Here is an 18,896-nt window from a genome sequence, read left to right on the forward strand (position 1 = left end):
CCCTGCGACGAGCAGCTCGCTCAGCTCGCGGGCGACGCCGATCCGCCGGCCATCGTCTCCGTGTCGGTCCCCCGCGCATCGGCGTACCGGTCACGCAGGTCACGGGCCTTCTCGGAGCGGTACCAGTCGAGCCGCGCCCCGGTCTCCACCGTCTGCATCCCGATCACGACCTTGCCGCGGGACTTCATCTCCGCCAGGTCCTCGTACGCCTCGACAATGTACTCGAACGGGTAGAAGCCCGAGATCAGGACCTGCACCCGACGGTCCTGCACGGCCTTCGCCAGCAGCGTCAGCAGCTCGCGGGTCTCCTCGTCCTCGGCGGGTGCACGGAGGAAGCGGACCTCGATGTCTCGGCGCTCCTCCGACGACACGAACCGCTCCTGGCCGACTCCGAGGCGTTCGGCCAGCAGCTCGGCGTTGCTCTCGCCGTGGTTGTCGATGAACGCGGTGATCGGCCGACCGTCGGCGATGTCGCGGATGCGGTCTTCCTCGCCGTCGCCGTACGCGACGGGCAGCGTGCCGATCTGTCGCAGGTAGTCGTGGTTGCGGGGGCTGCCGAGGGCGATCACGGTCGCGCCGGCATCGTGCGCCAGCTGGCACTCGATGTGGCCGACGCCACCCGCTGCCGCGGTGATCACGACGGTGTCCTGCGGTCCGAGCCGCAGCGACCGGACGACCGACACCGCGGTGCAGCCCGCCAGGTACAGGCCGCCGGCGACCTCCCACCCGACGTGCTCCGGCTTCTTGATGACGGCGCCGCGCGGCACCGCGATCCAGGTGGCGTGGGCACCGCCGGTCGGCGCGTGCCCCATCACCTCGTCGCCGATGCGGAGGTCCTTCACGCCGTCGCCCCGCGCGCGAACGATGCCGGCGAAGTCGACGCCCTGGTGTGCGGGGAACTCGAGGTCGACGTGGTCGCGGAGCTTCCCCTCGCGCAGGAACCGCTCGATGTGGTTCAGGCCCGCGGCCACGATCTCGACGACGATCTCGCCCGGTCCGGCCGTGGGCTTCTGCTGGGGGACGAGCTCGACGACGTCGAAGTCGCCGTACCGGTCGTACTGCACTGCACTGCCGACTCGCATGGGTGCTCCTTCGCTCCGGGTGTGCGTCCGTGCTACTCGGTGTTCCCGCACGCAACCCGAAGACGTGGGGTACCGCGGCTGTGGACGTGACCAGACGACGGACTGGAGGCCCGTGGCGGCGCCGCCGCGGGCCTCCAGGCCGCCGTCACGCGCGTCCACCGCGCGTGGGGACCGGGCTCAGTGCTTGCCGGCGGCCGCGATGACGGCGCGGACCGTCTCGGGGTCGAGGCGGAACGCCCGCGGGTCGGCATCGCCCCGGGGCACGCGGACCGGTGTCGACCAGACGGAGCCGTCCGCGGCGACGTCGACGACGAGTGCGCCGCTGTCGACGACGGCCGATTCCTCGTCGTACGGGCCGACGACGTCGGTGTCGTTCGCGACACCGGGGGCGACGAGGACCGGGACGCCGGCGAGTGACCCGGCGAAGTGGTGGTGGTAGTGGCCGGCGAGGACGACCCGCACGTCGGAACCACGGATGACGTCGGCGAGCGCCTCGGGGTTCTGCAGGCGGAGGGCCTCGTGCAGCTCGGTCGGTGCGGGCAGCGGCGGGTGGTGCAGGACGACGACGGTGCCGTGCGGGGCGTCGTCTGAGCCGCTGTTGGCGCCTTCGGCCAGGGCCGTGCGCAGGTGCTCGAGCGCCGCGTCGCTGAGCTCGCCGTACCCGGCACCCGGGACGCTCGTGTCGACCGTCACGATCCGGCGACCCGCGACGACCGACTGCCCGGAGACGGGGACCGTCGGCGGCAGGTACTCCATCGTGTGCATCAGCGCCGTACCGCCCTGGCCCAGGACGTGCCCGTTCGCCAGGACCTGCCGGAAGCCCTCGCGCAGGTCGTGGTTGCCGGGGACCGCGACGAAGGCCGCACCGTGCCGCTCCGCCCAGCCGCCGACGCGGTCCCGCACGGTCGCGTAGGACTCGGGGGTGCCGTCCTCGGAGACGTCACCCGAGACCACCACCAGCCCGATGCCGGGCACCCCGTCGACGTGGGCGAGCAGCCGTTCGAGCGCGGCCGTGGTGTCGACCGCGCCCTGGTGCAGGGCTCCGTCGCCGGTCAGGTGGGTGTCGGAGAGGTGGAGGATGCGGAGGGTCCCGGCTGCTGGCGGCTGCATGCGTCCACGGTAGCCACGGCCCCCGTCAGTCCGGTGCGGCCGCCAGCTGGTCCTCGAGGTTGAAGACTTCCGGCAGCACCCGCGCCGTCTGGTCGGCACGCCCGGTGGCCCCGGCGAAGAGGTCCTGCATGTGCGCCTCCCACGCCGCGGCCACCTCGGACGCGGCGAGTGCCGCGTCCGCGTCGGCCACCGAGTCCGTCTCGTAGTAGCCGATGAGCAGCCCGTCGTCGTCGAGGAACAGCGAGTAGTTCCGCCGCCCCGCCGCCGCGATCGCCCGGAGCATCGCCGGCCACACCGCGGCGTGCCGCTCGCGGTAGGCGTCGAGCAGCTCGACCTGCACCTGCAGCCGGAAGCAGACGCGGGTCACCGGCCGGCCTGTTCGCGGCGACGCTGCTCGGCGTCGTGGACGGTGCGCTCGTCGGCGGTGCGGACCGTCCCGGTGACCGTGGTGACGGTGCCGTAGCGCTCGGCCTCGATCGCCTCGAGGGTCTTGCCCTGCGTCCTCGGTGCCCAGATCGTGCCGACCAGGAACGACAGCGCGAGGAGCCCGAGGATCAGGCCGCCGAGGGCCCGCAGCCCGATGTCCGACAGCAGCAGGGGGAACCAGATGCTCAGCAGGCCGACCATGACGCGGGCGGCCAGGAACAGCACGCCCTGGGCGCTGGCGCGGTAGCGGGTGGCGAAGAGCTCGCTCGTCCACAGGCCGTAGAACGCCTGCGCGCCGATGCCCGACGAGATGCCCCACGCCACGGCGAAGAACAGCAGGGTGCCGAGGTTGGCGGGCGCGTAGATGAGCACGGCCCACGCGATGATCGCCAGCACGGCACCGGCGGCGTAGAGCGCGCGGCGGCTGACCCGGTCGGCGTACCGCATGAAGCCGAAGTAGGTCGCGGCCACGGTGCAGCCCCAGACCAGGATCTGCAGTCCGTACTGCTCGGTGACGCTCGTGACCCCGGTCGCCGCGTACACCCTGGGCTGGAAGATGCCGGCCTGCCCGGCGACGGTGTTCCAGAGCGCGTAGACGCCGAACAGGAACAGCATCGCGGTCAGGTTCTTCCGGCGGCTGAACAGCTGCGTGATCCCGTGGAAGAAGTTCGCCGTGCCGGTGGCCGCGCGCTCGTCCTTCCAGATCGCCGACTCGGGCAGCCCGCGGCGGAGCCACCACACGATCGCGGCGACGACGAACAGGTGGGCGAAGATGAGGCGGCTCCCGAGCAGGCCGAGCGGTGCGGCGGCGATCGCCAGGGCGAACCCGACCATCGGCCCGATCGACCACGCGAGCTGTGCCGTGCCGACGTGGGCCGCACGCTTGTCCGCGGGGGCCTGCTCGGCGATGTAGGTCCAGCTCGCCGGCACGCCCGCCCCGACGGCGATGCCGGTCAGGATGAAGCCGACCAGGAGCATGCCGTAGCTGCCGGCGAACACCGCGAGCAGGATGCCGAGCATGTAGAGCAGCAGGTCGTACGTGTAGATGAACTTCCGGCCGTACCGGTCGCACAGCGGTCCGCCGACGATCGCGCCGACGGCGGCACCGAAGGCGTTCGCGGACAGGCTCGCGAGCAGGCCGACCTCGAGGTCGCCGATCCGGAACTCCGCCTGCCACAGGCTGAGGCTCGTGGCGATCGCGATGATCGACCCCGACTCGATGTAGTTCGACATGGCCACCGAAACGGTGGCCTTCCAGCCCGTGGTGTTCCGGGCTCCGATGCGGACCGCCATTGGTCCTCCGTTCGCGTGTTCGTCGGTGAATCGTTTCAACGGGACGACGAGGACGATAGCGCTCCGGTGTGCGCGCTGGCAAGAGCGGGCTCGCCGGGCTGCTCTTCGCACCGTGAGTGGGCAGTCGACGCGACCACGCCACGGACGGGAGGCCCGGCACCGGCCCGCCCCGCGCCTCCCGTCCGCGTTTTCCACGGATCACGGCGCGGGCCGACCGCGCGGACCGCGCCGATGCCAGGATGGCCACATGGCGGTCAGCGTGCGAGAGGTGGCAGCGCTCGCGGGCGTGTCCCTCGGCACGGTGTCGAACGTGCTGAACCGCCCCGACAAGGTCGCTCCCGGCACGGTGGAACGCGTGCAGTCGGCGATCGCGACGCTCGGGTTCGTCCGCAACGACTCGGCGCGCCAGCTCCGGGCCGGGCGCAGCTCCACCGTCGGCCTCATTGTGCTCGACGGCGGCAACCCGTTCTTCACCGACGTCGCCCGGGGCGCCGAGGACGCCGCGATGGACAACGGCCTCGCGGTGCTGATCGGCAACTCCGACGAGTCCACCGACCGCGAACGCACCTACGTCGACCTGTTCGAGGAACGCCGGGTCGCCGGACTCCTGATCTCCCCCGCCGGCGACGACCTGTCCCGCCTCGCGCGGCTGCGCGACCAGGGCACCGCCGTGGTGCTGGTGGACCGTCGCGCCGACGACGAGCACTTCGCCTCGGTCTCCGTCGACGACGTCGCCGGTGGTCGCATCGCGATCGAGCACCTCGCGGCGATCGGCCGCACCCACATCGCCTTCGTCGGCGGGCCGTTCGGCATCCGCCAGGTCGCCGACCGTTACGCCGGGGCACTCGCCGCCGCACAGGCCGCGGGCATCCGGCTCGAAGCCCTGCCGACCACCTCGCTGTCCGTGCTCGAAGGGCGCCGCATCGGCGAAGCGATCCAGGCACGCCCGGCCACCGAACGCCCGGATGCCGTCTTCGCCGCCAACGACCTGCTCGCCGTCGGGCTCGAACAGGCCTTCATCATGCGCGGCACCATCGCGGTGCCCGAGCAGATCGCCATCGTCGGCTACGACGACATCGCGTTCGCCGAGTCGGCCGTGGTCCCGCTGACGTCGGTGCGGCAGCCCGCACAGGACCTCGGTCGCCGCGCGATCGAACTCCTGACGAAGCAGGTCGAGCAGGGGCAGGACATCGACCTCGAGCACGTGGAGTTCACACCGGAGCTCGTGGTGCGGCAGTCCTCCGTCGCCGACGCCTAGAGCCCGGTCCGGACACGGCTCCGCCGCCGCCTACGATCGGAGCATGGTGCATGTCCCCCGGCGCGACGGTCCGCCGAGCGTGCACCACGTCGCAGCCCGGGCCGGGGTCTCGCTCGCCACGGTCTCGAACGTCCTGAACCACCCCGAGCGGGTCGCCGACGCGACCGCCGCACGCGTGCGGGACGCGATCGACGCGCTCGGGTACACCCCGAACCGCAACGCCCGGGCGCTGGTGTCCGGCAGCACGCGCGCGATCGGTCTGGTCGTCATGTCGCTGCGGAACTCCCTGTTCAGCGACATGGTCAACGGCGCGCAGTTGGCCGCACGGGAACGCGGCTTCACCCTGCTGATCGCCAGCAGCGAGGACGACCTGCAGGCGCAGGGCGAACACCTCGCCTACCTCGAGAGCGCCCGGGTGTCGGGGATCCTGCTCGCCTCGATGACGGAGTCGCGCGACCAGGTCGAGGTCGCGCGACGCCACGGCCGGCCCGTCGTGTACGTCAACTACGAACCGACCGAACTCGACGCGTGCGCGGTGGTCGTGGACAACGAGCAGGCCGGGTTCCTGGCGACCGAGCACCTGATCGACCGCGGCTGCCGACGCATCGGGTTCGTGAGCGCCCGCCCGGACCTGCAGCCGGTCGACCGCCGACGGGCCGGCGTGCTGCGGGCCGTCGCGGCGCACCCGGGGGTCGTACTCGTCGACGTCGACGCCGGGGACATCGACCCTCCTGGAGGCACCGACGCCGGGCTCCGCATCGCCCGGATGCCCGCGGACGAACGCCCCGACGGGGTTCTGGGCGTGACCGACCTGCTCGCGATGGCGGTCGTCTCCGAGCTCCGAGCCGCCGGGATCCGCGTCCCCGAGGACATCCCCGTGTCGGGCTGCGACCACAACTCCGTGGCGTGGGGCGGGGCGGTGCCGCTGACCTCGGTGACCATGCACGGCTCGGAGATGGGTGCGGCCGCGGTGGAACTGCTGCTCGAGGAGCTCACCGACCCGATGCACGTGCACCGGACTGTCGTGCTCGGCAGTGAGCTGGTGCCGCGCGAGAGCACGCTCGGTCGCGAGGGCGCGGCCGCAGCGGCCGCCGCAGCCGCCGTCGCGGGCACGACGCCGAGCGACCCGAGGCGTACCGAGGCCTGACCGCGCCGGCCGAGACTCGGCCCGGCGGACAGGACTCGCCCTCGCACGGCCGCATCCTGCCCGCGGAGCCGAGACTCGGCCCGCGGACACGGCCGCATCCTGCCCGCGGAGCCGAGACTCGGCCCGCGGACGCGACCGGGCACCGGACGGGAGGCGCGGGGAGGGGCCGACACGGGCCTCCCGGCCGGCAGGCGGCGCGACCACCGCACGGTGCAGCGCCGCGCGTCGGCTCGGTGCGAGGTTCCGCACTCCGTGCGAGCCCGCGCGCCCGTCACGGAGTGTGGAACCTCGCACCAGACGAATGGACGGACGAGCGAGCGAGCGAACGAGCGGGTCCCGCACCCCGCTCCGCGGGATCGCGTAACGAAATCGGCACAGCGATTGACACGCTTCAATCCTCGTGGTTCCATCCTGATTGAAACGTTCTAAAACGCAGTAACCGGACCCCGCGACGGCGCGGGATCCGGGTCCGTTTCACCCGGGGTACCCCAGCCCCGGGCCTTACGAGGAGGTAAGGAATGTCAGTTCGTTCCATGACCAAGCGCGCGATCGCCATCGGCGGCGCAACGGTCCTGATCGGCGGGCTCGCAGCGTGCTCGTCCGGCGGCTCCGCCGACGAAGGCGGCGGCAAGGTCGAGATCACGTACCAGGCCGACAACGCCCCGGCCACCGCGGCCACCGCGAAGCCGCTCATCGAGGCCTTCGAGAAGGCCAACCCGGACATCACCGTCAAGTTCGACACCCGCCCCCAGGGCACCGACGGCGACAACCTGATCAAGACCCGCCTGTCGACCGGCGAGGCCGCCGACGTCTTCAACTACAACTCCGGCTCGCTCATGCAGGCCCTCAACCCGGACAACACCCTGGTGGACCTGTCCGACGAGGAGTGGGCGGGCGACGTCGACCCGCAGTTCACCAAGGTCGTCAGCACCGACAAGGGCATGTACGGCGCCCCGTTCGGCACGAGCTTCGGCGGCGCGGTGCTCTACAACACGAAGGTCTACGACGACCTCGGCCTGAAGGTCCCGACCACCTGGGACGAGTTCATCAGCAACAGCGAGAAGATCAAGGACGCCGGCGACGTCGCCCCGATCATCCAGACCTACGGCGACACCTGGACCAGCCAGCTGTTCGTCCTCGGCGACTTCGCGAACATCACCGCGCAGGACGACAAGTGGGCGGACGACTACACCGCCAACAAGGAGTCCTACGCCGACGAACCCGCACTCGCCGGGTTCGAGCACCTCGCCGAGGGCAAGGACAAGGACCTCTACAACGAGGACTACGCCTCGGCCACGCAGGCGAACGGCCTGAAGATGCTGGCCGACGGCACGGGTGCGCAGTACCCGATGCTCACGAATGCGATCTCGGCGATCCAGCAGGACTCCCCCGACGCCGTCGACGACATCGGCGCGTTCGCGCTGCCTGCCGAGGACGCCGCGGACACGAACCTGACGATCTGGGAGCCGAACGGCCTGTACATCCCGAAGACGACCACGGGCGACAAGCTGGCGGCGGCGAAGAAGTTCGTGGCCTTCGCGAACTCCACCGAGGGCTGCCAGGTGCAGAACGACACCGGCACCCCCGCCGGCCCGTACGTCATCTCGACCTGCTCGCTGCCGGACGACGTGCCCCCGATGATCGACGACCTGCAGCAGTACCTGGACGACGGCAAGGCCAGCCCCGCGCTCGAGTTCCTGTCCCCGATCAAGGGCCCGAACCTCGAGAAGATCTGCGTGCAGGTCGGCTCGGGCATCACCACCGCGAGCATGGGCGCCGACCAGTACGACGACGACGTCGTCCAGCAGGCACAGCAGCTCGGCATCAAGGGCTGGTGATCGGCGTGACCGCGACCCTCACGACGGCGGTGGCCCCGCCGCAGACACGCAAGGCCGGCCGCCCCGGACCAGCGCGCAAGCGGATGCGCTCGTTCTACCCCGCGTGGTTCTTCATCCCCGCGATCGCGCTGTACGTCGTGTTCTTCGCGGTCCCGACCTTCGCCGGGTTCTACTTCTCGCTCACCCGCTGGACGCTGTTCGACCAGACCTTCATCGGCTTCGACAACTTCGTCCGGTTCTTCCAGGACCCGCAGCTCGTCTCCGGGTTCGTGCACACCTTCCAGTACGGCTTCGTGACGAGCGCGGCGAAGGTGGTCCTCGGACTCGCCCTCGCCCTGCTCCTCACGTCGCCCGTGCTCGGGCGCGGCTACCTGCGGGCGGTCGTGTTCTTCCCGGTGCTCGTGTCGACCATCGGCATCGGCATCACGTTCAAGGCGCTGATGGACCCGTTCCACGGGATCATCAACGGCGTGCTGGGTTCGGTCGGCCTGCCCACTCCCGGGTGGCTGACCGACCCGGCGCTCGCCCTGTGGAGCGTCGCCGCGGTGGACGTCTGGAAGGGCGTCGGCATCGCGACGCTCATCTTCATCGCCGGCATCGTGGCGATCCCGCAGGAGTACTTCGAGGCGGCACGGGTCGACGGCGCGAGCGCGTGGTCGATCTTCCGGAACATCACGTTGCCGCTGTCCCGCCCCGCGATGGGCACCGTCATCATCCTGTCGCTCATCGGCGGCCTGCGGTCGTTCGACCTGATCTGGGCGATGACCGGCGGCGGGCCGGGGTTCACGAGCGACGTGATCGCGAGCGTGATCTACAAGCAGTACCAGGCCGGGTTCTACGGCCTGTCCACCGCCGGCAACGTGGTCCTGTTCGTCGTCGTCACGGCGATCATGGTGCCGGTGTCGTGGCTCCTCAACCGCAAGGAGGCGGAGCTGTGACCGCGCTCACCGGCCCCCGCGTCAGCACCCCGACGCGGTCCCGCCACCCGGGCCGTGCCCGCCGGTGGATCATCGGCTCGATCGCCATCGTCGTCAGCTTCGTCGTCTTCCTGGTGCCGTTCGTGTTCGTCCTGCTCCAGGCGGCGAAGAACCCGGCCGAGGCGAACCAGCTCGGCTTCAGCCTGCCGACCGACTGGCAGCTGTGGCAGAACCTGCAGGCGGTGTTCCAGAGCGGTGACGGCGGGATCCTCCGCGCGTTCTGGAACAGCGCCCTGCTCACCGTCGGCAGCGTCACCGTCATGGTCGTGTTCTCGGCGATGGTCGGGTACGTGCTGCAGCGGCGCCCGAGCCGGTGGAACGGCCTGATCAACTTCTTCGTGCTGGCGGGGCTCATCGTGCCGCCGGCGATCGTGCCGACCATCTGGGTGCTGCAGGGGCTCAACCTGTTCAAGACCATGGGCGGGATGATCCTCATCGAGGCGACCTTCGGCCTGTCGTTCTGCATCCTGCTCTTCCGGGCGTTCGTCGCAACGATCCCGAAGGAGCTCGACGAGGCCGCCGTGCTCGACGGCGCCGGGCCGATCCGCCTGTTCTTCGGGGTGGTCCTGCCGCTGCTCAAGCCGGTGATCATCACGGTCGTGCTCGTGCAGTCGGTGACGGTGTTCAACGACTTCACCAACCCGCTGTACTTCCTGCCGGGGTCCGAGAACGCGACGGTGCAGCAGACGCTCTACGCGTTCCAGAGCCAGTCGGTCAGCCAGCTGAACCTGCTGTTCACCGACGTGCTGCTCATCACGATCCCGCCACTGATCCTCTACGTCTTCTTCAACCGTCAGATCGTCGCCGGCATGACCAGCGGCGCCGTCAAGGGCTGACCGCCCACCCCGGCCTGGAGGCGCGACCCGCCTCCGCCACACCGCCCACCCGGGCGGACGGCCGGGCCCACGACCCCCGCACCGGTCGACGATGACCGGTCGCGTGAAAGGACCACCACATGACCACCTGGACCGCACCCTTCATCGCGGCCGACACCGACCTCGGCAGCGCCCCGATCCTGCGTCGGGAGTTCACCCTCGACGACGGCCACGGCGCCGTCACCACCGCCACCCTCGACGTCAGCGCCCTCGGCGTCATCGAGGCCTGGCTCGGCGGGCAGCGGGTCTCCGACCACCTGCTCGAACCGGGGTGGACGAGCTACGAGTGGCGCATCCGCGTCGTCTCGCACGACGTCACCGAGCACCTGACCGACACGGTCCCCGGGCAGCCGGCCGTGCTCGCGCTCGTCGTCGGCAACGGCTGGGCCGCCGGACGCCTGGCCTGGGGCGGCGGCGGTGGCTGGTACACCGACGAGCGCGCCGGGTTCGCCGAACTCCGGATCACCTTCGCCGACGGGCACGAGCAGCACGTCACGACCGACACCGATTGGCAGGCCCTGTCGAGCGCGATCACCGCGGACCAGCTCTACGACGGGCAGGACATCGACGCCCGACTCCGCGACGGCTCGTTCCTGACACCCGGCGAGGTCACCGTGCCCAGCGTCGACGGCCACGAGGGCCGGACGAGCACGGTGCACACGGTCGACATCGGCGAGCGCGAACTCGTCGCCGACACCGTGCCGCCGGTCCGCCCGCTCGCCGAGATCACCCCGGTGGCGATCTGGACGAGCCCGTCGGGAGCGACCCTGCTCGACTTCGGCGTGAACCTGGTCGGGTGGCTCCGGGTCACCGCGACCGGCCCGGCAGGCACCGTGCTCACCCTGCAGCACGCCGAGGTGCTCGAGCACGACGAGCTCGGCACCCGCCCCCTGCGCACCGCGAAGGCGACGGACCACTTCACCCTGCGCGGTGACGACGAGCCCGAGACGTTCGAGCCCCGGTTCACGTTCCACGGGTTCCGGTACGCGCAGGTCGACGGCTGGCCGGGCACCCACGACGAGCTCCGCGCCGCGGTCACCGCCGTGCAGGTCGGGTCGGACCTCACCCGCACCGGCACGTTCGCGTCGAGCCACGAGCTGCTGAACACCTTCCACGACAACGTCGTCCGGGGCATGCAGGGCAACTTCCTGAGCGTGCCGACGGACTGCCCGCAGCGCGACGAGCGACTCGGCTGGACGGGCGACATCGCCGCGTTCGCCCCGACGGCCTCGTACCTGTTCGACACGCGGACGTTCCTGGCCGACTGGCTGCGCGACGTCTGGCTCGAGCAGCAGCACGCCGACGGGGTCATCCCGTTCGTGGTGCCGGACGTGCTGAAGTACTCCCCCGCCGAGGACTTCGGCAAGCCCGACGCGACCGCCGTCTGGTCGGACGCCGGCGTCTGGGTGCCGTGGACCCTGTACCAGGCGTACGGCAACACCGCGGTGCTCGAGGAGCAGTTCGACTCGATGGCCGCACACCTGCGCCGGGTCCGTGACCACCTGTCCCCGGAGGACCTGTGGGACACGGTGTTCCAGTTCGGCGACTGGCTCGACCCGGACGCCCCGCCCGAGGCCCCGGCCGACGCGAAGGCCGACAAGGGCGTCGTCGCGACCATCTGCGCCTACCGGTCCGCGACGATCGTGGCGGACGCGGCGGAGCTGTTGGGCGGTCACGAGGCGGAAGCGACGGAGTTCCGGGAACTCGCCACGCGCCTCCAGGCCGGGTTCCGCACCCACTACCTGCAGGACGACGGGCGGATCCTGTCGGACGCGACCACGGTGTACACGCTGGCGATCGTGTTCGGGATCCTGTCCGCGCGGGAGCAGGCCGTGGCCGGTGACCGTCTCGCCGAGCTGGTCGAGGCGTCCGGGTACCGGATCTCGACAGGCTTCGCCGGGACCCCGTTCATCACCGACGCGCTGACGCAGACCGGCCACCTGGAGGACGCCTACCGGCTGCTGCTGCAGACGGAGTGCCCGTCGTGGCTGTACCCGGTGACGATGGGCGCGACGACGGTGTGGGAGCGGTGGGACTCGATGCTGCCGGACGGCACGATCAACCCGGGTGAGATGACCTCGTTCAACCACTACGCACTCGGTGCCGTGGCGGACTGGATGCACCGGGTGGTGGGTGGTCTGTCGCCGCTGGCGCCGGGGTACGAGTCGGTGCTCATCGCCCCGCAGCCGGGCGGTGGGCTGACGTGGGCGGAGACCTCGCTCGACACCGTGCACGGGCACGTCGCCGTGCGGTGGGAGCTCGTCGACGGGGAGTTGCGCGTCCGGGCGACCGTGCCCGAGGGCGTGACCGCGGTGGTGCGCTTGCCCGGTGCTGCGGAGCAGCGGCTCGGCGCGGGCACCCACGACCTCCGCGCCCCCGCCGCGGTCCCCGCCGCGTAGGGGGCTGCCGGAACCAGGTTCCCCCGTCGCACCCCGCCCACCCACCACGGTTGCGGCAGACCGCCGCGCGCCGTACTGTATGAAACGATTCAATCGCACACGAGGAAGTGACACGATGACATCGACCCCGAGCTTCGCCGGTATCGCCGACCAGCTGGCACGACAGCAGATCGAGCTGCCCAGCTGGGCCTTCGGCAACTCCGGCACCCGCTTCAAGGTGTTCAGCACGCCGGGCACCCCGCGCGACCCCTACGAGAAGATCGCCGACGCCGCCCAGGTGCAGAAGTACACCGGCCTGGCCCCCACCGTCGCACTGCACATCCCGTGGGACCTGGTGGACGACTTCGCCGACCTCAAGCGCCACGCCGAGGAGCACGGGGTGTCGCTCGGCACCGTCAACTCGAACACGTTCCAGGACGACGACTACAAGTTCGGCGCCCTGACCCACGTCGACGAGACGATCCGGCAGAAGGCGATCGACCACCACCTGCGCTGCATCGACGTGATGGACGCCACCGGCAGCCGCGACCTGAAGATCTGGCTCGCCGAGGGCTCGAACTACCCGGGGCAGGAGGACATGCGCTCCCGCCAGGACCGTCTGCACGAGTCGCTCAGCACGATCTACGACCGCCTCGGCGCCGACCAGCGGCTGGTGCTCGAGTACAAGTTCTTCGAGCCGTCGTTCTACCACACGGACGTCCCCGACTGGGGCACCAGCTACGTGCAGACGGCGGCACTCGGGCCGAAGGCGATGGTCTGCCTCGACACCGGCCACCACGCCCTCGGCACGAACATCGAGTTCATCGTGATGCAGCTCCTGCGCCTCGGCAAGCTCGGTTCCTTCGACTTCAACTCGCGCTTCTACGCCGACGACGACCTGATCGTGGGCGCCGCGGACCCGTTCCAGCTGTTCCGGATCCTGGTCGAGGTCATCCGCGGCGGTGGCTACGACAACCCCGACGTCGCGTTCATGCTCGACCAGTGCCACAACGTCGAGGACAAGATCCCCGGCCAGATCCGCTCGGTGCTCAACGTGCAGGAGATGACGGCCCGCGCACTGCTCCTGGACCGCGTCGCACTGACCGCCGCACAAGAGGCGCACGACGTCCTCGGCGCCAACGAGGTCTTCATGGACGCGTACCAGACCGACGTCCGGAAGGACCTGGCCGAGTGGCGCGAGTCCCGCGGGCTGCCGGCGAACCCGATGCGCGCCTACCTGGAGTCCGGGTACCAGCAGTCCATCGCCGAGGACCGCGTCGGCGGCGTCCAGGCCGGCTGGGGCGCGTAGGAACATGACGAACACAGTGGAGGCACGGGTGGACCCCGAAGCGCACGGCACCGACGCAGACACCACGATCCGGGCGCTGGTCGCGCGCTCGAACGCGCTCGGCTCGGATCCGCGGATCACGAACTACGCGGGCGGGAACACCTCCGCCAAGGGCATCGACACCGACCCGGTCACGGGCGAACCGGTCGAGCTGCTCTGGGTGAAGGGCTCCGGGGGCGACCTCGGCACCCTCACCCCGGCGGGCCTCGCGGTCCTGCGCGTCGACCGCGTCCGTGCCCTCCAGGACGTCTACCCCGGCGTCGAGCGCGAGGACGAGATGGTCGCCGCCTTCGACTACACGCTGCACGGCAAGGGCGGTGCCGCGCCGTCGATCGACACCGCGATGCACGCCCTCGTCGATGCCGCACACGTCGACCACCTGCACCCCGACGCCGGCATCGCGATCGCCACGGCGGCGGACGGTCCGGCCCTGACCGAGCGGATCTTCGGTGACAAGGTGGTCTGGGTGCCGTGGCGACGGCCCGGGTTCCAGCTCGGGCTCGACATCGCGGCGGTCAAGCGTGACCACCCGGACGCCGTCGGCACGATCCTGGGCGGCCACGGCATCACCGCGTGGGGGGACACGAGCGACGAGGCCGAAGCGAACTCCCGCTGGATCATCGACACCGCCGAGCAGTACCTCGCGGAGCACGGCACGGCGGACCCGTTCGGCGGCGTCCGAGCGGGGTTCGAAGCACTTCCGACCGACGAACGTCGCGCACGCGCCGCCGCCCTCGCCCCGACGATCCGCGGCATCGCCGGGCACGACAAGCCGGTCGTCGGGCACTTCACCGACAGCGACGTCGTGCTCGAGTTCCTGGCGAGCGAGCGCGCCGAAGCACTCGCGGCCCTCGGCACGAGCTGCCCGGACCACTTCCTGCGCACCAAGGTCAAGCCGCTCATCCTCGACCTGCCGGCAACGGCCTCCGTCGAGGAGCAGACCGCACGCCTGCACCAACTGCACGAGCAGTACCGCGCGGACTACCAGGCGTACTACGACCGGCACGCGACGCCGGACTCCCCCGCGATCCGCGGCGCCGACCCGCTCATCGTGCTGGTGCCCGGCGTCGGGATGTTCTCGTACGGCAAGGACGCCCAGACCGCCCGGGTCGCCGGTGAGTTCTACGTCAACGCGATCAACGTGATGCGCGGTGCCGAGTCCGTCAGCACCTACGCCCCCATCGACGAGACCGAGAAGTTCCGGATCGAGTACTGGGCCCTCGAAGAGGCGAAGCTGCAGCGGATGCCCGCACCCAAGAAGCTCGCGACGCGCATCGCCCTGGTCACCGGGGCGGCGTCGGGTATCGGCAAGGCGATCGCGAAGCGCCTGGCAGCCGAGGGTGCCGCCGTCGTCATCGCCGACCTCGACCTCGAGAAGGCGCAGGAGACCGCCGCCGAGATCGGCAACGGCGACCGCGCGATCGGCGTCGCCGCGAACGTGACGGACGCCGCCGCGATCGACCAGGCGATCCAGCAGACCCTGCTGCACTTCGGCGGCCTCGACCTCGTCGTCAACAACGCGGGGCTGTCGCTGTCCAAGAGCCTGCTCGAGACCACCGAGCAGGACTGGGACCTGCAGCACGACGTGATGGCGAAGGGGTCGTTCCTGGTGTCGAAGGCCGCGGCGAAGGTGCTCATCGAGCAGGGGCTCGGCGGCGACATCGTGTACATCTCGTCGAAGAACTCGGTGTTCGCCGGGCCGAACAACATCGCGTACTCCGCCACGAAGGCCGACCAGGCCCACCAGGTGCGGCTGCTCGCGGCCGAGCTCGGTGAGCACGGCGTCCGCGTCAACGGCATCAACCCCGACGGGGTCGTGCGCGGCTCCGGCATCTTCGCGAGCGGCTGGGGCGCCAACCGCGCCAAGACGTACGGCATCGAGGAGCAGGACCTCGGCAAGTTCTACGCGCAGCGCACGATCCTGAAGCGCGAGGTCGTGCCCGAGAACGTCGCGAACGCCGTCTACGCCATCTGCACCGACGACTTCTCGCACACCACCGGCCTGCACGTGCCCGTCGACGCCGGTGTCGCCGCGGCCTTCCTGCGGTAGCACGACCAACGAACACCGAGCAGGAGCAGAGCATGGACACCAGCGGCAGCGTCGCCGCGGTCGACCTCGGGGCCACCAGCGGCCGGGTGATCGTCGGCCACGTCGACCAGGACGGGGTCCGGATGGACCACGTCGCCCGGTTCCCGAACGTCCCCGTCACCCTGCACGAGGGCGACGCCGACACCGGCCGCGACGCTCTGCACTGGGACGTCGTCGAGCTGTACCGACAGGTGGCCGAGGGGCTGCGGCGTGCGTTCGCCGCGCACCCCGCGATCGCCAGCATCGGCATCGACTCGTGGGCGGTCGACTACGGCCTGCTCCGCGACGGCCGACTGCTCGGGCTGCCGTCGCACTACCGCGACGACCGGCACCAGGGCGGTGTCGTCCCCGTGCACGACCGGATGGACGCAACCGAGCTGTACGCCCGGAACGGCCTGCAGCACCTGCCGTTCAACACCCTGTTCCAGTGGGCTGCCGACCCGTCGCTGCAGCTCGCGCAGCGTGCGCTGCTGGTCCCCGACCTGCTCGGGTACTGGCTGACGGGGGTCGAGGCGGCCGAACGCACGAACGCCTCGACGACCGGGGCCCTGAACGCGACCACCCGTCGGTGGGACCCGGCGGTGCGGGCTGCTGCGGGCCTCCCGGTCGGGCTACTGCCCACGCTGCGCGACCCGGGCGACCGACTCGGCCCCCTGTTGCCGTCCGTCGCCGAGCTCGTCGGCGGCCAGGCCGACGTGACGCTGGTCGGCTCGCACGACACGGCGAGCGCCGTCGTCGCGGTCCCCGCGACGGAGCCGGACTTCGCCTACATCTCGTCGGGCACCTGGTCGCTCGTCGGCGTCGAGCTCGACGCGCCCGTCCTGTCGGACGCGGCACGACGCGCGAACTGCACGAACGAGGGCGGTGTCGACGGCCGCGTCCGGTTCCTGAAGAACGTGTCCGGACTGTGGTTGCTGTCGGAGAGCGTCCGCACCTGGGAGCGCGGTGGCGCCCACGTCGACCTGGAGGCCCTGCTCGCCTCCGCCGCGGCCGTCACCGCCCCGGTCCCCGTCTTCGACCCCGCGGACGAGTCGTTCACGGCACCCGGCGACATGCCGGCGCGGATCGCCGCGTGGTGCGCGGCGCACGGGCTGAGCGCCCCCGCGTCGCGCGCGGAGTTCGTCCGGAGCATCCTCGAGTCGCTCGCGACGGCGTACGCCGAGACCCTCCGCACCATCGCCGAAGTGACCGGCAAGGCCATCCGGGTGGTGCACGTCGTGGGCGGCGGATCGCAGAACCGGCTGCTCTGCCAGCTGACCGCGGACCGCACCGGCCTGCCGGTCGTGGCCGGCCCGGTCGAGGCCACCGCACTCGGCAACGTGCTGGTGCAGGCGCGCGCCGTCGGACTCGCGGGCCTCGGAGGGGCTTCACTGGAGGCACTCCGCAGCATCGTCGCACGGAGCGTCGAGCCCGTGCGGTACACCCCCTCGGCGTCGTCGCGCGCCGATCCCGATCGATCCCCCGTCAGGAGCCACGCATGACCACGACCGACGACCAGCACCGGATCGACCCCGCAACCGGCGCACCGGTGCCCGCGACCGGGTCCGCGTCCGCCGCTCGCACGCGGGTCAAGCGGCAGCTGCCGACTGTGCGGGACCTCGCGCCGCTCATGCAGTTCAAGAAGCCTTCGCTGCCGGGTCGGCGTCAGCGCCTCGAACAGGCCTTGACGATCTGGGACCTCCGCGACATCGCCGCCCGCCGCACCCCGAAGGCCGCGTTCGACTACACCGAGGGTGCAGCCGAGGCGGAGATCTCCCTGGCTCGCGCGCGGCAGGCGTTCGAGGACATCGAGTTCACCCCGGCGATCCTGCGGGACGTGTCGCGGGTGGACACCTCGCGCCAGGTGCTCGGGGCGCCGGTGTCCTACCCGTTCGGCATCGCGCCGACGGGCTTCACGCGGATGATGCAGACCGAGGGCGAGCGCGCCGGTGCCCGGGCCGCCGGACGCGCCGGCATCCCGTTCTCGCTCTCCACGATGGGCACCACCGCGATCGAGGACGTCCGCGACGCCAACCCGCACGGGCGCAACTGGTTCCAGCTGTACATGTGGAAGGACCGCGAGAAGTCGATGGCGCTGGTCTCCCGCGCGCAGCAGGCCGGGTTCGACACCCTGCTCGTCACCGTGGACGTCCCCGTCGCGGGTGCGCGGCTGCGGGACAAGCGGAACGGGTTCTCGATCCCGCCGCAGCTGAGTGCCCGGACCGTGGTGAACGCGATCCCGCGGCCGTGGTGGTGGTTCGACTTCCTGACCACAGAGCCGCTGGCGTTCGCGTCGCTCGACCGCTGGTCCGGCACCGTCGGCGAGCTGCTCGACCACATGTTCGACCCGACCGTCACCTACGAGGACCTCGCCTGGATCCGTGACCAGTGGCAGGGCAAGGTCGTCGTGAAGGGCGTGCAGTCCCTGGCGGACGCCAAGCGCCTGGCCGACCTCGGGGTCGACGGCATCACGCTGTCGAACCACGGCGGCCGGCAGCTGGACCGCGCCCCGGTGCCCTTCCACCTGCTGCCCTCCGTGGTCAAGGAGGTCGGGAAGGACACCGAGGTGCACCTCGACACGGGCATCATGTCCGGCGCCGACATCGTGGCCGCGGTCGCACTCGGCGCGAAGTTCACGATGGTCGGCCGTGCCTACCTGTACGGGCTGATGGCCGGCGGCGAGGCCGGGGTGGACCGGATGATCCAGATCCTGTCCGAGCAGATCGAGCGGACCATGCGGCTGCTCGGGGTGGCCTCGCTCGACGAACTCGAGCCGGGACACGTGACCCAGCTGCAGCGGTTGCAACCGATCCCCCGGGTCTGAGCCGTCGGCTCGCCGCGTGTTGCACCCTGCACGTTCGACGGTCGGACACCGGGCGTTCGTCGGTCGATTTCCGTGACGACCCCCGAACGGGTCACAAATGATGCAAGATGTCCGTGGACGTGTCAACGAAACCCTCGGCATCCGGCCGGCTGATGCGTCCGTCCCTCCCCGCATCCTGCGCCCGAGCACCCACGAGGAGCCCGACATCTCGACCCCAAGCACGTGCACGCCCTCGCGCGGCACGACCCCACGGAACACGTCCACGCCCCCGG

Annotated in this window: 14 protein-coding genes; 10 read left to right on the plus strand and 4 right to left on the minus strand. The window is 71.0% G+C overall.

Translation table 11 applies throughout. From position 1 onward, the window contains the following. Positions 1-20 precede the first annotated feature (20 nt). The 4 genes from DEJ20_RS13785 to DEJ20_RS13800 form a co-directional block, all read right to left on the minus strand. The gene (locus DEJ20_RS13785; RefSeq protein WP_111236668.1) at positions 21-1,082 is read right to left on the minus strand and encodes an NADP-dependent oxidoreductase; all 1,062 of its coding nucleotides are present in this window, start codon (positions 1,080-1,082) and stop codon (positions 21-23) included. Positions 1,083-1,259: 177 nt separating this feature from the next. Then, positions 1,260-2,192, minus strand: a complete 933-nt coding sequence (locus DEJ20_RS13790; protein ID WP_111236669.1) for a metallophosphoesterase — start codon at positions 2,190-2,192, stop codon at positions 1,260-1,262. A gap of 25 nt (positions 2,193-2,217) precedes the next feature. Continuing rightward, positions 2,218-2,559, minus strand: coding sequence for an L-rhamnose mutarotase (locus DEJ20_RS13795; RefSeq protein WP_071405041.1), 342 nt, complete (start codon positions 2,557-2,559; stop codon positions 2,218-2,220). Then, positions 2,556-3,911 carry an MFS transporter gene (locus DEJ20_RS13800; RefSeq protein WP_071247718.1) on the minus strand — a complete coding sequence of 452 codons (1,356 nt, stop codon included), beginning with the start codon at positions 3,909-3,911 and terminating at the stop codon, positions 2,556-2,558. The genes DEJ20_RS13795 and DEJ20_RS13800 overlap by 4 nt, the downstream gene beginning before the upstream one ends. A 247-nt stretch (positions 3,912-4,158) precedes the next feature. Between DEJ20_RS13800 and DEJ20_RS13805 the strand changes: the two genes are divergently transcribed. From DEJ20_RS13805 to DEJ20_RS13850, 10 genes are all read left to right on the plus strand, one after another. Further along, the gene (locus tag DEJ20_RS13805) at positions 4,159-5,169 is read left to right on the plus strand and encodes a LacI family DNA-binding transcriptional regulator (protein WP_111236670.1); all 1,011 of its coding nucleotides are present in this window, start codon (positions 4,159-4,161) and stop codon (positions 5,167-5,169) included. A 43-nt stretch (positions 5,170-5,212) separates the two neighbouring features. Next, positions 5,213-6,316 (plus strand): LacI family DNA-binding transcriptional regulator, encoded by a 1,104-nt coding sequence (locus DEJ20_RS13810; protein ID WP_111236671.1) that lies wholly within the window; start codon positions 5,213-5,215, stop codon positions 6,314-6,316. Positions 6,317-6,834: 518 nt separating this feature from the next. Beyond that, complete coding sequence (locus DEJ20_RS13815; protein ID WP_111236672.1) at positions 6,835-8,154, plus strand: ABC transporter substrate-binding protein; 1,320 nt, start codon at positions 6,835-6,837, stop codon at positions 8,152-8,154. 5 nt (positions 8,155-8,159) lie between these two features. Further along, positions 8,160-9,092: a carbohydrate ABC transporter permease gene (locus DEJ20_RS13820; RefSeq protein WP_035809020.1), complete on the plus strand. Its 933-nt coding sequence runs from the start codon at positions 8,160-8,162 to the stop codon at positions 9,090-9,092. Then, on the plus strand, positions 9,089-9,967 hold the full coding sequence (locus DEJ20_RS13825; protein ID WP_111236673.1) for a carbohydrate ABC transporter permease: 879 nt from the start codon (positions 9,089-9,091) through the stop codon (positions 9,965-9,967). Before DEJ20_RS13820 ends, DEJ20_RS13825 begins: the two co-directional genes overlap by 4 nt. 119 nt (positions 9,968-10,086) lie before the next feature. Continuing rightward, positions 10,087-12,405 (plus strand): family 78 glycoside hydrolase catalytic domain, encoded by a 2,319-nt coding sequence (locus tag DEJ20_RS13830; RefSeq protein WP_111236674.1) that lies wholly within the window; start codon positions 10,087-10,089, stop codon positions 12,403-12,405. Positions 12,406-12,520: 115 nt separating this feature from the next. Beyond that, complete coding sequence (rhaI, locus tag DEJ20_RS13835; protein ID WP_111236675.1) at positions 12,521-13,693, plus strand: L-rhamnose isomerase; 1,173 nt, start codon at positions 12,521-12,523, stop codon at positions 13,691-13,693. 4 nt (positions 13,694-13,697) lie between these two features. Next, positions 13,698-15,782: a bifunctional aldolase/short-chain dehydrogenase gene (locus DEJ20_RS13840; RefSeq protein ID WP_111236676.1), complete on the plus strand. Its 2,085-nt coding sequence runs from the start codon at positions 13,698-13,700 to the stop codon at positions 15,780-15,782. A gap of 32 nt (positions 15,783-15,814) precedes the next feature. After that, positions 15,815-17,302, plus strand: a complete 1,488-nt coding sequence (locus DEJ20_RS13845; protein WP_111236677.1) for a rhamnulokinase — start codon at positions 15,815-15,817, stop codon at positions 17,300-17,302. Then, positions 17,299-18,624, plus strand: coding sequence for an alpha-hydroxy acid oxidase (locus tag DEJ20_RS13850; RefSeq protein ID WP_181431656.1), 1,326 nt, complete (start codon positions 17,299-17,301; stop codon positions 18,622-18,624). The genes DEJ20_RS13845 and DEJ20_RS13850 overlap by 4 nt, the downstream gene beginning before the upstream one ends. Positions 18,625-18,896 lie beyond the last annotated feature (272 nt).

Source organism: Curtobacterium sp. MCSS17_005 (genome assembly GCF_003234225.2).
Classification (GTDB): domain Bacteria; phylum Actinomycetota; class Actinomycetes; order Actinomycetales; family Microbacteriaceae; genus Curtobacterium; species Curtobacterium flaccumfaciens.

Excerpts from the sequence above, each read along its gene's own strand:
- DEJ20_RS13785 (WP_111236668.1), bottom strand. The coding sequence starts at position 1,082 with ATGCGAGTCGGCAGTGCAGTGCAGTACGACCGGTACGGCGACTTCGAC.
- DEJ20_RS13790 (WP_111236669.1), bottom strand. The coding sequence starts at position 2,192 with ATGCAGCCGCCAGCAGCCGGGACCCTCCGCATCCTCCACCTCTCCGAC.
- DEJ20_RS13800 (WP_071247718.1), bottom strand. The coding sequence starts at position 3,911 with ATGGCGGTCCGCATCGGAGCCCGGAACACCACGGGCTGGAAGGCCACC.
- DEJ20_RS13805 (WP_111236670.1), top strand. The coding sequence starts at position 4,159 with ATGGCGGTCAGCGTGCGAGAGGTGGCAGCGCTCGCGGGCGTGTCCCTC.
- DEJ20_RS13810 (WP_111236671.1), top strand. The coding sequence starts at position 5,213 with ATGGTGCATGTCCCCCGGCGCGACGGTCCGCCGAGCGTGCACCACGTC.
- DEJ20_RS13815 (WP_111236672.1), top strand. The coding sequence starts at position 6,835 with ATGTCAGTTCGTTCCATGACCAAGCGCGCGATCGCCATCGGCGGCGCA.
- DEJ20_RS13830 (WP_111236674.1), top strand. The coding sequence starts at position 10,087 with ATGACCACCTGGACCGCACCCTTCATCGCGGCCGACACCGACCTCGGC.
- rhaI (WP_111236675.1), top strand. The coding sequence starts at position 12,521 with ATGACATCGACCCCGAGCTTCGCCGGTATCGCCGACCAGCTGGCACGA.
- DEJ20_RS13840 (WP_111236676.1), top strand. The coding sequence starts at position 13,698 with ATGACGAACACAGTGGAGGCACGGGTGGACCCCGAAGCGCACGGCACC.
- DEJ20_RS13845 (WP_111236677.1), top strand. The coding sequence starts at position 15,815 with ATGGACACCAGCGGCAGCGTCGCCGCGGTCGACCTCGGGGCCACCAGC.
- DEJ20_RS13850 (WP_181431656.1), top strand. The coding sequence starts at position 17,299 with ATGACCACGACCGACGACCAGCACCGGATCGACCCCGCAACCGGCGCA.